Origin of the sequence: Chryseobacterium sp. P1-3 (assembly GCF_000738495.1) — a bacterium.
Taxonomy (GTDB): Bacteria; Bacteroidota; Bacteroidia; order Flavobacteriales; family Weeksellaceae; genus Chryseobacterium; species Chryseobacterium gallinarum.
The window spans coordinates 785,045-799,373 of sequence record NZ_JPEQ01000004.1 but is presented as its reverse complement, the minus strand read 5'-3'; the positions used below and the strand labels follow the sequence as shown (position 1 = coordinate 799,373).

Sequence of the window (14,329 nt, the reverse complement as noted above, 5' to 3'; positions counted from 1 at the left end):
TTATGCTTAGTAATCCCGTAAAAATTAAGATCTGACACCTTCAAAGGTAATACACACCCGTAAATGTTGTTATATGGATTAAGAAGTTAAAGGTAGAAACCTTTTTTTAAAATAAAGTCAGCTGAATAGGTTTTGGAGGACCAGGTTTCTGCGCATCACCAAAAACCGTTTTTCCACCAAATCGCCATGAATTTTGTCTTTCTTCTTCAATGACCTCCTGAATATCAAAATCAGGTGTAAAGTCTTTTTCAGCAGTGGTGATAACCTGATGAAGTTTATTAAGGGTATTCAGTTTATCTGAATTTCCCAGTTTTGACTTTTCGATTCCTTTCCGGAGAATGAAAATACTTTCATCATAAGTTTTCGTTGGTACAGGAAAAGGATGCCCGTCTTTACCTCCGTGAGCAAAAGAAAACCTTGCCGGATCTTTAAATCTTGAAGGAGCTCCGTGAATAACCTCACTCACTAAGGCCAGCGACTGCATAGTGCGGGGACCTACTCCTTCCAGCATCAATAAATCTTCAAAGTTTTGGGGTTGTTGTTCACGGGTAACATACAAAAGGGCTCCTAACCGTTTCAGGTCTACATCGGAGGCCCGTACATCATGATGGGCAGGAAGGATCAGTTTTGAAAAATCTTTCATTACCTCCATAGAATCCGTATGGGAAATATCTAAAATCCCTTTTCTATTTTCTGAAGCTTCAGCGTCCGTAAGATTCAGAATTCTTCCTCTTGAAATCCCTTTAATTCCTGTATGCGGTTCTTCTACAAATGAGGTTATATTTTCTGAATGCCAATGGTAGCGTCTTGCAGTACCGTCAGATTCATGCATTCCCTGCTGAATGACGCTCCAGTTTCCATTGTCGGACAGAACAAAGTTATGCAGGTACAACTGATAACCGTCCTGAATAGCTGTGTTATCTACCTTGGCTGAAAGTTTACTCGCTCTTACCAGTGCGGTTCCGTCCAAACCTGTTTTGTCAGCAATCTGAATTAATTCTGAGGGAGTTTCTCTCGAAAATTTTCCTTTTCCACCGCAAATGTATAGCCCTAAAGATTGGGAATTCGGATTGATAGACCTTTTTAAAGCTCCCATAACGGAAGTAGTAATCCCCGAAGAATGCCAGTCCATTCCCATCACGGCTCCGAAACTCTGAAACCAGAACGGATCTGCCAAACGGCGCAGAACTTCATCTTTACCATAATCCATCAGAATGACTTCCACAATAGAAAGCCCGAGAATGGACATACGTTCATAGAGCCAAGGCGGTACTTTGCCATAATGAAGTGGTAAATCTGCGGTTCCTGAACGTTTCATATTTAAATTTAAAGAACAAAGGTAGTCTTAATATTCTGAAATTTTCATGATCTGGATCACCATTTAAGGATCAGTGAATGGAGAAAAATTCTAAATTTTTATGTTTTTCTTCATCAAATTTTTCTTCGAAAGTAATTCTATTTCCGAAAGGATCAATTACTGTAAAAGAGACAGCCCCATAAAATGTTTTTTCAAGTCCCGGCCGGTTGTATTTGTATTTTTTATCTATTAATTCCTTATGATACTGTGCTACTCCTTCACCCCATATGGAAACTCTTGTGCCGGGGGTTCCGTCACCATGATGCTCACTTAAATGAAAAATAATGTTTTCTCTTTTTACCTCCATATAAACCGGAGCATTGTCATCGAAATAATGTTCCCATACCATTTCAAATCCCAACCAACCAATATAAAATTCTTTTGCCTTTTCGTAATCGAAGATTCTGAGTATAGGGATGATGCGTTCTGCTTTCATGTTGTAATTTTACAGGTGAGAAAGAATATTGATCAATTTCCCAAACGGGTCTTTTACAAAGAATCTGCGAACACCCCAATCTTCATTGGTCAGCTCGTATATTATCTCATAACCTGCTGTTTTCATTGCATTATATATTTCATCCACATCATCCACTTCTATTGAAAATTCGGGAACTTCGGTATCATTTCCTCCCTGTTCGGCGAAACTTATCTGAACTTTTGCCTGTTGTTCGTTTCCCAGTGTCCGGATCCATCCATGATCCATCAAAACATCAAGTTTTAAGATGTCATGATAAAAATGCCCTGCTTTTGAAAGGTCATTTGTTTTTATATTGGCTACTATTCTTTTTACCATTTTGAATATTTTTTATCAAAAAGCCTTGCAAAATGAGTTTACAAGGCCGTTTACAAAAATTTATTTCTACTGTTTTTATTTCAATGCTGCAAGTGCCGCTTCGTAATCAGGCTCATTGGCAATCTCTGAAACCTGCTCAGTATAAACTACTTTATTATTTTCGTCTGTCACAATTACTGCACGGCTCAACAATCCTTTCAGAGGAGAATCTGTAATGGTTACTTCATAATCATCCCCAAAACTGCTTCTGAAATCGGAAAGTGTCTCAACATTATTCAATCCTTCTGCCGCACAGAATCTGCCTAATGCGAAAGGAAGGTCTTTTGAAATATTAATCACCACGGTATCATCCAGTTTGGAAGCTTCTTCATTGAACCTTCTTGAAGATGCTGCACAAGTAGGAGTATCAATACTGGGAAAAATATTGAATACTTTTTTCTTTCCTTCATAGTTTTCAAGCGTTTTTACATTTAATCCTGAATCTACCAAAGCAAAATCTTTAACGGTAGTTCCTATTGATGGCAATGTTCCTATAGTGTGTACTTCGTTTCCTTTTAAAGTGATCGTTGACATAATTTTGTTTTTAAAGTTTTTCAAATTTAATCAAAAATAGATTTTTTTCTATTGAATAAAGGTTAAATTAATCTTAAAGTAAAAAAACTCAGTGCCGGATCCCTGCAAAAAATTAAATTTTAACTAAATTTGTGGGACTTAAAATTTCAAATAAAAAATAACAGTATAATGTCAGAAAAATCAAAAATCTACTACACCCTTACTGATGAAGCTCCAATGCTGGCTACACATTCGTTTTTACCTATTGTAAAAGCTTTCACAAAATCAGCAGATATTGAGATCGCAGTTCCGGATATTTCTTTGGCTGGAAGAATTTTAGCCAATTTCCCTGAATTTTTAAAGGACGATCAAAAAATCGGTGATGCTTTGGCGGAACTAGGGCAACTGGCTACCCAACCTGATGCGAACATTATCAAATTGCCTAACATCTCTGCTTCGGTACCTCAATTGGATGCAGCGATTGCTGAGCTGCAGGAAAAAGGATTTGCTGTTCCAAATTACCCTGCTGAGCCTAAAAATGATGAAGAAAAAGCCATCAAAGCGAAGTATGCCAAAGTATTAGGTAGTGCTGTAAACCCTGTATTGAGAGAAGGAAATTCTGACAGACGTGCTCCAAAAGCTGTTAAAAACTATGCAAAAGCAAACCCTCACAGAATGGGTAACTGGGCTTCTGATAGCAAAACAGATGTAGCTCACATGAATAATGGCGATTTCTACGGTACAGAAACATCCACTACTGTAGAAAATGCTACAAAATACAGAATCGTTTTCAAAGGAAATGATGGTTCTGAAACCGTATTAAAAGATTTTGCAGGCCTTGAGGCCGGTGAAGTGATTGATTCTTCGGTAATGAATCTTAATGCACTGAAAGTATTCGTTCAGGAGGCTATTGAGGAGGCAAAGAAGAGAAATGTACTTCTTTCTGCGCACCTTAAGGCTACAATGATGAAAATTTCTGACCCTATCATTTTTGGGGCTATTGTAGAAACTTTCTTTAAAGATGTATTTACTAAATACGCTGAGACGTTCAAGTCTTTGGATATCAACCCAAACAATGGCCTTGCTGATCTTTTTGAAAAAATCAAAGGAAATGCGCAGGAGGCTGATATCAAAGCTGACATAGAAAAAGCGCTTGCTGAAGGACCAAGAGTGGCAATGGTAAATTCTGATAAAGGCATTACCAACTTCCACGTACCTTCCGATATCATCGTTGACGCTTCTATGGCTGCCCTTGTAAGAGGAGGAGGTAAAATGTGGAACAAAGACGGGAATGAAGAAGATACTGTAGCCATTATTCCGGATCGTTCTTACGCAGGTTTCTACCAGGCTGTGATTGACGATATGAAAGCACACGGAAAACTGGATCCTACAACTATGGGTTCTGTTCCAAACGTTGGGTTAATGGCTCAAAAGGCTGAAGAATATGGTTCTCACGATAAGACATTCCAGTTATCTGCTGACGGAACTGTAGAAGTTCAGGATGAAGCGGGAAAAGTTCTTCTTTCTCAAAAAGTAGAAAAAGATGACATTTTCAGAATGTGCCAGACTAAAGATGCTCCTATCCAGGACTGGGTAAAATTAGCAGTCAACAGATCAAGGCTTTCTGATACGCCAGCTATTTTCTGGTTAGATAAAGGAAGAGCCCACGATAGAGAGATCATCAAAAAAGTAGAAAAATACCTTGCAGATCATGATACAGCAGGGCTTGACATCAGAATCCTGGATGTAAAAGATGCAATGACTGAAACATTAAGAAGAGCAAGAGAAGGTAAAGATACGATCTCTGTTTCAGGAAATGTATTGAGAGATTACTTAACTGATCTTTTCCCGATTCTTGAGCTTGGTACTTCCGCAAAAATGCTTTCTATTGTTCCGTTGATGAATGGTGGGGGTTTATTTGAAACAGGTGCCGGAGGTTCTGCTCCAAAACACGTTGAGCAATTCCTTGAAGAAGGTTATTTAAGATGGGATTCTCTCGGGGAATTCCTGGCATTGCAGGCTTCTTTAGAGCATTTAGCTCAAACACAAGGAAATACAAAATCCCAGGTGTTAGCTGATGCATTGGACGAAGCAAACGCTAAGTTCCTGGCTACCGATAAATCTCCTGCAAGAAAGGTAGGACAAATAGATAACAGAGGCTCTCACTTCTACCTGGCAATGTACTGGGCAGAAGCTTTGGCAAATCAAACTGCTGATGCTGAATTAGCCGCTAAGTTTGCTCCTGTTGCGCAAGCAATGAAGGAAAATGAAGAAGTCATCAATGCAGAATTAATTGGTGCCCAGGGTAAACCTCAGAATATTGACGGTTACTACAAAACGGACACGTATAAGACGTATGCAGCCATGAGACCAAGCACTGTTTTAAATGAAATCATTGACGGAATTTAATTCCTGACTTTTGATATAAAATAAAAAAGTTTCTTTTATAGCCCCAAAAAGTTAATCCTTTTTTAGGGCTTTTTTTATTGTTTTTTAATCCATTGATTGGCTAAAGCCGGTGGAATTTTATATGATGAGAGCGGGCTAAAGCCCGCTCCTATTAATAATACTGAAATAGTGATTATCAATTCATAAAACTTTCGGGAATCCATTCAAATCCGGAGCTTTTTTTCTTGGTAAATCCCAGGCCAGGCCACGGTAAATGACTGGCTAAAGCCCTGGTTCTGGTATCGGCTAGCTGCTGAAGGAATTTCTTTCTTGATGCCGTTGCAATATCCAGATCTGTATCTCCGGAAAAACCCCAGTCGGGATGTGGAAACAAAATAACATCGGAATGGACCAGATCCGCAATATAAATAAGCTTTTCATTCCCTGAAGAAATGGTTGTTACGGTTAAACCCGGAGTATGCCCCGGAGCTAACTGAAAGTTGAACGTATCGTACAGAGTGGTATCCAGGTTATAGTATTTTATTTTAGGTTGAATCGTTTTCAGAATATGCTGTATAGCCGGAATTATCTGTTTCAGTAATTCAGGTTGTGCTTGTAAAGCGCTGTTATTAAAATCTTTTATGGTAGCCTGCATCCAAAAATCATGTTCTGTTTTTGAGATAAAGATATTGGCATTGGGAAAAATAAAATTGTCCTGTTTATCAATCACTCCTCCGATATGGTCGGGGTGGGCATGGGAAATGAAAACATCCGTAATATCTTTTGGAGAAAATCCGGTTTTTTGAAGGCTTTTTAACAGAAATCCTGTTTTCCCATCTGCAAAGATTCCCATACCTGAATCCATCAGAATCAGTTTGTTCCGGGTTTTTACAAGCAGGATATTCATTGCCATATCAATATAATGATCAGGCCGGAAATGATCTTTAAGGATGGTTTTCAATTCAGGAACGTTTCCTCTGGGAGCAAATGTATTGATATTTTCTTCATGAATGTATCCATCGGTAAGGATAAATAGCTCCAATTCCCCGAGCTTTATTTTTTTAGATCCTGAAAAATCATCCTGCTCTTTCTCCACAGGGAGTTTTGTTTCTGCAAAAACAGTAGAAAAAGGAACCAATCCCAATGTTCCTGCCAATATTCCGTTTTTTAAAAGTTCTCTTCTATTCATATCAGATATGTCTTTTAATTTTGATGTCCTGTTATTTCTCCCTTCTGTCGTTGTCTTAAGTTCAGCCACGACAGGTTCAGATAAGAAAACTGAGCTCCTGATTATTATTCAGAAACTCAGTTTTAAATATCGTTTAATTGTTTACCAGTTTCATAGAGCCTTCGTTATATCTTTCCCCTACGTTTGGATATTTTTTAAGTATGGAATCAATTGTAGCCAGATCAGATTCAGAAAGGTGGATACTGGCGGCTGCAACATTCTCTTCCAGGTATTTGATTCTCTTAGTTCCGGGGATCGGAATAATATCATCACCCTGATTCAGTACCCACGCCAATGCCAGCTGGGTCCCTTTCACTCCTTTGGAGGCGGCAAAGTCATTGATTTCTTTTGCCAGCTTTGTATTGTTATCTATATATTCCTTTTGATAACGGGGCAGTGATTTTCTGAAGTCATCATCTCCAAAATTCTGAACTTCGTTGATATTTGCAAAAAGTCCTCTTGCTAAAGGTGAATAAGGAACCAACGTAATTCCAAGTTCCCTGATGGTTGGCAACACTTCTTTTTCAATATCTTTGGTAAGGATGGAATATTCTGACTGCAGGGCGGTAACAGGATGTATTTTATGTGCTTTTCTGATTGATTCCGCGGAAGCTTCAGAAAGCCCGATATACTTCACCTTCCCGGCTTTTACCAATTCTGCCATTGCTCCTACTGTTTCTTCTACCGGAACATTAGGATCTACTCTATGGGCGTAATATAAATCGATGGTATCTATCTTTAACCTTTGAAGACTAAGATCTACTGCTTGCCTGATCCATTCCGGGGAGCCGTCAAAATAAGTGCCCGGAGCTCCGCTATGGCTGGCTTTTCCATCTTTAAACCTGAAACCGAATTTGGTGGCAATAAAGATCTTATCTCTGTTCGGGACCAGCACCTTAGAGATTAATTTTTCGTTTTCACCATTGGCATACATATCTGCTGTATCCCAAAAATTCACCCCTAAATCTAATGCCCTATGTAAGGTGTTAATGCTTTCCTGTTCATCTGCAGGTCCATAAGCAAAACTCATTCCCATACAGCCTAAGCCTACTGCAGACAGCTGCTCTCCCGTACTTCCTAATTTTCTAAATTTCATGATGGTTGGATTTTAATTGTATAAGACAAAATTAGAATATGTAACGGCAGGCTGCCATATAGAATTCAAACTAAGAATTATAAAATTCAAACAAGATTCATCCTTAGAGCATTGGGAGTCATCCCTGTTTGTTTTTTAAAATAATTGGTGAAATAGGCTGGTTCTTCAAAGCCTAATCCATAAGCAATTTCAGTAATATTCCAATCTGTATGTTTAAGTAAAGCATAAGCTTCCCGGATAATTCTTGCTGTGATTTGCTGACTGGTTGTTTTGCCGGTCATTTCTTTGACGGAACGGTTCAGGGAATTCACATGAATGGACAGGCTCTGCGCATAGTCATTCGGTGTTTTTAATTTAAGGGATGCTTCAGGGCTATCAATAGGAAATTGCCTTTCCAGAAGTTCCATAAATAAGGAAGCTATTCTTTGGGAAGCGTTCTGATACGGTTCAAAGCTTTCTGCCGGATGCATTTTCATAGTTTCGTGGATCATCAGATAAAGATATGCCCTGAGCATATCATATTTGTGAATATAATCCGACTGAATTTCCGTCATCATCTTTATATAAACATCTGAGAGTATTTTCTGCTGTTCTTCATCTAAAAAGAAAACAGGAGTTCCTCCAATTTTAAATAGCGGAGAATCCTGAAGATTGCCCAACCGGCTTCCGTTCTGCAGAAATTCTTCTGTAAAAAGGCAAAACCAGCCTTTCTGATCTACATCCTCGGCCTCCCAGGAATAAGGAACTATGGGGTTGGAAAACATCAGTGCGGGACGGTCTACATGAATCCATTTATTGGCATAATGAAGCTTGCCTTTTCCTATAATAAGTGAAATTTTATAATAATCCCGCCGGCTATAGGGACTTAAAAGCGAGCAGTGCTCACGTGAGAAAACATTAAAGTGCCCCATGCCATTTGTTCCGGGGCATTGTAATCCCAGATTGGGAGCATTTCTTTCATAAAAGCCTTTTAGTGATTCGTTGGGTTCCATAAATCAAAGTTATAAAATTCAAACAAATTAAATGATAAAATTCTGACATTTAAAATGGATATTATTATCTGAATCTGCCTAAAAATGAATACGACAGACAGCACTTCCAACAAAAATGACCGGCAAAACTGCCGGCCATGTTAATAGTGATATATATAGTTGATAATGGTTTAATCCCAATCTCCGTCATGCCCGTGATGACGGTGTTTATTTTGTTTCTTATAATACTTTCTTTGCTCTTTATAATATTTTTCCTGTTCTTTACGGTATTTTTTATAATCATTTTTATTCCTTCCATATATGATCACAGGATTTTGTCCTCTATAGTATCTTTTTTTTAAAAATGATATACTTTTCTCTTCCCAGAATCCTTTCCAGCTCTGAATACCGGTCTCCTCTCCATCTTCCCGGATCTACTACATACACCCGGTTCCAGGAATCATAGTCCCTGTATCTGTTGTTTAAAGCATAGACCTGGTTGGCCTGAGCAGTAGAAAGTAACAGATCTGCCACTACAGTCTGCCAGTTGATATCCGTAATACTTCTTCTATAATCATTATAATAATCTGACTGAGCATAACTCAGGCTGAAAGTCCCGATAAAAAAATGCAGTCAACAATAACTTTTTCATTTCATTCCACTTTTGAATTAAACATGGTGATACAGTCAATTAAAGTGCCAATTATTCATCACAATTCTTAAGATTTGTTAAAAAAAATCATAAACTATTGATTATCTTTTAAATAATTTCTAAAATTATGCATAATCACTTATCTTTATGGTAAGAGGCCAATACCTAACTCTATTATCTTATAAAATTCGTTAAGATTCTTAAAAACTATATTTCATATGGTTAAAATTTGTAATTTTAAAGGAGAATGCTTTTGAGGATCCTCTGCATTTTATTTTTATCAATCAAATCTCAGAAATTATGGAAAATATAAAATTTGAAGTATCTCCATATCAGGATGAATTACAACTGCTCATTGACGGTAATAAAGCAGGCTATATGTCCATAGAGGTTGACGGAAGGCTGCTCATTGTGTATTACACCAAACTTAATGAAGAAATGGAAGGACAAGGGTATGCCAAGTTATTGCTGGATGAGCTGGTACGTTATGCGGAAGAAAAAGATTTGCTGGTAGACCCGGAATGTGAATTTGTACGCCAGCAGTTTGAAAATCATCCCAGAAGATATAAAGGCATCTGGCATGCCTGAATCAGTTTTCCCACCAGACTTTAAATTCCTGATTTGAAAGATTCAGCTGTACAACCTCTCCTATCATGGGAGTAAGGATATGTAATCCTTTATCTTTTCCCAGACTTGTAATCTTCTGCAAGGGTTCATTCCAGGGGTGAAGTGCCAGCGCAAATTTTGAAGAATGCACAGGCAAAATATATTTTGCTTTAAGATCAACAGCTGCCTGGATGACATCTTCAGGTAAGGTATGAATGTATCTCCAGGCCTCACCATATTGTCCGTTTTCAAGAATGGCATAATCAAACGGTCCATATTGTTCTCCGATCTTTTTAAAATGAGAATCATAGCCGCTGTCACCACCCAGGAATATTTTCTTCGTTGGGGTTTCCAGCACATATGAAGTCCAAAGGGTATCATTTTGTCTTATTCTTCTTCCCGAAAAGTGCCTTGCCGGTGTAAAAATGATTTTTATATTATTTTTTAGTAAAATTTCTGTGCCCCATTCTTCTTCAATCAGTTTACGTTCAGCATATCCCCATCTTTCTAAATGTGCTCCCACACCTAATGGCACAATAGCCATCCCGGTCCGTTTTTCTATTGCCTTTACAGTTGGATAATCCAAATGATCGAAATGATCATGGGTAATCACCAGGTAATCAATATCCGGCATATCTTCAGGCTTAAAAATATCCGATCCTTTGAACGCCTTATTGAAATATTTAAAAGGTGAGCCGTACCTACTCAGCACCGGGTCTATCAGAAATGAAATTCCGTCCGTCTGCAAATAATAAGAGGAATGCCCCAGCCAGATGAATACATCTGCAGTTTTATCCAGTCTTTTCAAATCCGTGTGGACAGAAGGAATGGGATGCATCGGTTTCAGCAACGGATCTTTTTTGCCAAAAAAGAAATCATAAGTCACTTTTGACATTTTGTAACCTTCAGCAATAGATGGGGTATGACTGAGATTCTGAAACTGCTTTTTGTAATAAAGCTCTGAGCGTTTAATACGTTCCAGCCGCTTTCCTTTCGGAACAGCACCGAAAGCTTTTCTGTTAATTACTATAAAATAAACAACAATTAATAGGGTTATAATCGTAATGATCCAATATATCATTTGCAAAAAAAAAATGGATATCAAATGTATTGACTTTTATCTTTACATGAAAATCTGAGCCGTCTGCAATGCCTTTTTAACTAAATTTATCATGCTTTAAAAAAAATTATTATTCATTTGAGTGATCATTTATTTAAAACTCTTTAATTTAGCAGCTTAAAAAAACTCAAAAAGACATTGAAAAATTATTCGGTAATATTTATTCTCGCCTTGCTTTCATCATGTGCTTCTGTTAAAAAGCATAATGCCCAGCGAGATTCATGTATTCCCCCTGAGCTGCTCAAAGAGGATGTAGACTATGCTTATTCAAAGCTTCAACAAATGCATCCGCAGCTTTACTGGTACATTTCCAAACCCGAATTGGATCACAAATTTGACAGTCTTAAGCAAACGATTACAGAGCCCCTTACTCCTCTTCAGTTTTATTTTAAACTTCAGCCCATTATTGCCGGCGTTCGTGAAGGGCATCTTTCTTTAAGGATTCCGAGAAGAAAATTCAGCAAAAAAGAAATCAAAAAACTGGAACATACAAAAGGTTTATTCAGCCGCTTTGAATATTATATATCCGGCAACCGGATGTATATTATTCAGAATCCGGATTCCATTGAAAGTATAAAACCCGGAACCGAACTGATAAGCATCAATAATGTTCCTGTAGCAGATTATATCATAAAATACAGAAAACTGATCAGTAGTGACGGATATAATGATACTTTTCAGCCTTATTTTCTGAAGGATCTGTTTTTTAATTTTTATACCGCAGAAAATGGTCTTTCCAATACTGCAATGATAGAGACCCTTTATCATGGTGAAAAACGAACCTATAAATTAAGCAGGGAGCACAAATCGGAAACTGATCTTGAAAAAGATAAGGAAATGAAAAAACGGACACTTGAAAAGAAAGTCAATGATTATGTTGCTTCCAGCAATTCCTACAACCGGAGTTTTAAATTTCTGGATAAGGACAGCACTATTGCCTATATAAAAGTAAAAAGCTTCTCCAGGGAATATTCTGATCAGTTTTATAAAGAGACATTTTCTAAAATTAAGGAGGCCGGGTCTTCTTATCTTATCATTGATATCCGCAACAATTACGGAGGCTCACTACACGAGATTAATAATTTGTATTCCTACCTGGCAGATAAACCTTTTACGTTGATCAAGCCTTCCCAGGTAACCTCCAGGGATATTCCGCTGCGTACAAATTACTTTAGAAAAAGTAGCCCTCTGGAATATGCATTTAAAAGTATTGCCTATCCAAGCTATTTTTTTGCCCAGGCATTCAGCACCTATAAAAAAGACGGTAAGGTTTTCTATAAAATGAAAGTAGATAAGCCTACGAAGCCTAATAAAAATGCTTTCCACGGAAAAGTTTATGTTCTGATCAATGGTGGAAGTTTTTCGGCCTCTTCCATTATAACGGCAAAGCTTAAAGATGATAAAAGAGCTACCCTTGTGGGAGAAGAAACCGGAGGAGCTAATGATGGAACAGTTGCAGGGTTTTATTCTTATCAGCAGCTGCCCAACAGCCAGATCAAATTTCCTATCGGGCTGCTTCTTGTACAGCCTAATATCAATTTTTCAGATACCAAAAAAGGAGTTTCTCCTGATATTTCCATTAAGGAAAGTATGCAGGATATTATTGATCAAAAAGATCCGCAATTAGATTGGATAAAAGCCGAAATCGATAAAGAGAAGCAAAAACAAAAGTAAAAGGTATCGGCGGGCTTTCAGCCCGCCGATACCTTTTATGCTCTATTATCTGTTTAAGAACCTCTTTCTTCTATACATTCCAGCATTTTCAAAGCCAGTCCTTCTGCTATGGAGATTAGAAAATATAATCGGTACTTAAAAAGTTGGAATCATGATCCCTAACAATGGTATTCAGTAGTTCTTTATTGGATTCCGTCAATTTTGCAGCCACTAAGGACCTGATTGAAAAGGAACGGAGGGCATCAAAAACAGAAAGGGTACCTTCGGCACTGTCTTTTCTGCCGGTAAAAGGAAATACATCCGGACCTCTTTGTGCCTGACAATTGATATTCACACGGCTTACAAGATTTACGAAAGGATCAATCAGTTTTGCTATTTCCTGCGGATCTTCACTGAAAATACTTACCTGCATCCCATGTGAAGCATTCACCTGATAATCGATAGGTTCCTCAATATTTTCAAACGGGACCACCGGAATGACCGGGCCAAACTGCTCTTCATGATATAGTTTCATATCACTGTTAACGGGATAAACCACCGCAGGGAACACAAAAGATTCTTCCGTATATCCTCCTTCTTTATTTAAAACGGCAGCTCCTTTAGCCAATGCATCGTCAATACATTCTTTTAAATAAGGAGGTTTGTTCACTTCAGGAAGAGGAGTTATTTTCACATCTTTTTCCCATGGTAATCCCGGCTTCAGTGCAGAAACCGCTTCACTCAATCTGGTTGTAAATTCTGCTGCAATTTCTTTTTGAACAAAAATTAATTTTAATGCTGTGCAACGCTGCCCATTAAAAGAAAGGGCACCAAGGATACACTCACTTACAGCCACATCAAGATTGGCATGTCTGGTTACAATCGCGGCATTTTTAGCGTCCAGACTCAGGATGGCTCTTAAACGGTTCACTTTCGGATGCAGCTTTTTCAGGCCATTGGCTACTTTACTGGACCCGATAAAAGCCAGCACATTGACTTTTCCACTTTCCATAATAGGAGTAATAATTTCCGAACCTTTCCCATACAGGGTATTTACGGTTCCCTTAGGAAAAGCCTCCCTGAATGCATCTAATAAAGGATAATGTGCCAATACCCCGTGCTTAGGTAATTTAAATAAAATGGTATTTCCCATAATCAATGCAGGAATCAAAGTGGTAAAGATTTCATTCAACGGGTAATTGAATGGTCCCATACTCAACACAACCCCCAACGGAGCCCTTCGGATCTGCGCTATCGTTCCTTCCGCCTGCTGGAAACGGGAAGATTCCCTGTCTAAATCTTTAAGTGCATCAATAGTCTGATTGATATAATCTACGGTACGGTCAAATTCCTTGGTGGAATCTGCCAGTGTTTTTCCTATTTCCCACATCAGCAATCTGATAATCAGATCCCGCTGCTGAATCATCAGGTATACAAATTTCTGCATGCATTTGATTCTACCTTCTACCGACATGGTGGGCCATTCACCAAGACCATTGTCATAAGCTTTTACACAGGCTTCAAGAACCTCCATGGCTTCTTCGGGGCCGATATCCGGGATACTGCCCAAGAGTTTTCTTTCCAGTCCGTTTTCAGTAGGGATACAAACCGGGGAATAGATATTCTGTGTTGCTCCTTTCCATTCTACCAGCTCACCATTCAGGAGATAGACTTTCTGATGAATTTCGGGTACTTTATATTCTTCCGGGATTTTGCCTTCGCTTTTAAAAATATCTTGAAATGATGCATTTGCTGAACTCATATTTTTAATATTTAATAATTTGAATCTGAACTTTTGAAGAATAAAGGTAGAGGTAAAAATTCATTTTCAGAATAATGATTCAATAGATTCGCTCTATTTAAAAGCTATTCGAACGAAAATTAGCCCAGCCAACTGAAAAAAAGGATAATTT

14 protein-coding genes are annotated in these 14,329 nt (G+C 38.1%); 3 read left to right on the top strand and 11 right to left on the bottom strand.

Translation table 11 applies throughout. The features are described 5' to 3' along the window. Positions 1-106: 106 nt before the first annotated feature. From HX13_RS06425 to tpx, 4 genes are all read right to left on the bottom strand, one after another. Positions 107-1,318: a DUF763 domain-containing protein gene (locus tag HX13_RS06425; protein WP_050020381.1), complete on the bottom strand. Its 1,212-nt coding sequence runs from the start codon at positions 1,316-1,318 to the stop codon at positions 107-109. Between the two features lie 70 nt (positions 1,319-1,388). After that, on the bottom strand, positions 1,389-1,793 hold the full coding sequence (locus HX13_RS06420; protein WP_050020380.1) for a glyoxalase superfamily protein: 405 nt from the start codon (positions 1,791-1,793) through the stop codon (positions 1,389-1,391). A 9-nt stretch (positions 1,794-1,802) separates the two neighbouring features. Beyond that, the gene (locus HX13_RS06415; RefSeq protein WP_050020379.1) at positions 1,803-2,150 is read right to left on the bottom strand and encodes a VOC family protein; all 348 of its coding nucleotides are present in this window, start codon (positions 2,148-2,150) and stop codon (positions 1,803-1,805) included. Positions 2,151-2,225: 75 nt separating this feature from the next. Next, positions 2,226-2,723, bottom strand: coding sequence for a thiol peroxidase (tpx, locus tag HX13_RS06410; RefSeq protein ID WP_050020378.1), 498 nt, complete (start codon positions 2,721-2,723; stop codon positions 2,226-2,228). A gap of 168 nt (positions 2,724-2,891) precedes the next feature. Between tpx and HX13_RS06405 the strand changes: the two genes are divergently transcribed. Next, positions 2,892-5,111, top strand: coding sequence for an NADP-dependent isocitrate dehydrogenase (locus HX13_RS06405; protein ID WP_050020377.1), 2,220 nt, complete (start codon positions 2,892-2,894; stop codon positions 5,109-5,111). A gap of 175 nt (positions 5,112-5,286) precedes the next feature. Here HX13_RS06405 and HX13_RS06400 read toward each other — a convergent pair whose 3' ends face one another. The 5 genes from HX13_RS06400 to HX13_RS23635 form a co-directional block, all read right to left on the bottom strand. Next, positions 5,287-6,279 carry an MBL fold metallo-hydrolase gene (locus HX13_RS06400; RefSeq protein WP_050020480.1) on the bottom strand — a complete coding sequence of 331 codons (993 nt, stop codon included), beginning with the start codon at positions 6,277-6,279 and terminating at the stop codon, positions 5,287-5,289. Positions 6,280-6,412: 133 nt separating this feature from the next. Next, positions 6,413-7,414 carry an aldo/keto reductase gene (locus HX13_RS06395; RefSeq protein WP_050020376.1) on the bottom strand — a complete coding sequence of 334 codons (1,002 nt, stop codon included), beginning with the start codon at positions 7,412-7,414 and terminating at the stop codon, positions 6,413-6,415. Positions 7,415-7,500: 86 nt separating this feature from the next. Next, positions 7,501-8,406: a helix-turn-helix domain-containing protein gene (locus HX13_RS06390; RefSeq protein ID WP_050020375.1), complete on the bottom strand. Its 906-nt coding sequence runs from the start codon at positions 8,404-8,406 to the stop codon at positions 7,501-7,503. Between the two features lie 170 nt (positions 8,407-8,576). Next, positions 8,577-8,714 (bottom strand): hypothetical protein, encoded by a 138-nt coding sequence (locus tag HX13_RS23640; RefSeq protein ID WP_238555092.1) that lies wholly within the window; start codon positions 8,712-8,714, stop codon positions 8,577-8,579. Positions 8,715-8,727: 13 nt separating this feature from the next. Further along, positions 8,728-8,919: a hypothetical protein gene (locus HX13_RS23635; protein ID WP_238555091.1), complete on the bottom strand. Its 192-nt coding sequence runs from the start codon at positions 8,917-8,919 to the stop codon at positions 8,728-8,730. 418 nt (positions 8,920-9,337) lie between these two features. Between HX13_RS23635 and HX13_RS06380 the strand changes: the two genes are divergently transcribed. Further along, complete coding sequence (locus HX13_RS06380; protein ID WP_050020374.1) at positions 9,338-9,625, top strand: GNAT family N-acetyltransferase; 288 nt, start codon at positions 9,338-9,340, stop codon at positions 9,623-9,625. A 1-nt stretch (position 9,626) separates the two neighbouring features. Here HX13_RS06380 and HX13_RS06375 read toward each other — a convergent pair whose 3' ends face one another. Continuing rightward, positions 9,627-10,724, bottom strand: a complete 1,098-nt coding sequence (locus HX13_RS06375) for an MBL fold metallo-hydrolase (RefSeq protein WP_050020373.1) — start codon at positions 10,722-10,724, stop codon at positions 9,627-9,629. 177 nt (positions 10,725-10,901) lie between these two features. Here HX13_RS06375 and HX13_RS06370 point away from each other — a divergent pair, with 177 nt between their 5' ends. After that, positions 10,902-12,437 carry a S41 family peptidase gene (locus tag HX13_RS06370; RefSeq protein WP_050020372.1) on the top strand — a complete coding sequence of 512 codons (1,536 nt, stop codon included), beginning with the start codon at positions 10,902-10,904 and terminating at the stop codon, positions 12,435-12,437. A gap of 115 nt (positions 12,438-12,552) precedes the next feature. Here HX13_RS06370 and HX13_RS06365 read toward each other — a convergent pair whose 3' ends face one another. Next, positions 12,553-14,178, bottom strand: coding sequence for an NADP-dependent glyceraldehyde-3-phosphate dehydrogenase (locus HX13_RS06365; protein WP_050020371.1), 1,626 nt, complete (start codon positions 14,176-14,178; stop codon positions 12,553-12,555). Positions 14,179-14,329 lie beyond the last annotated feature (151 nt).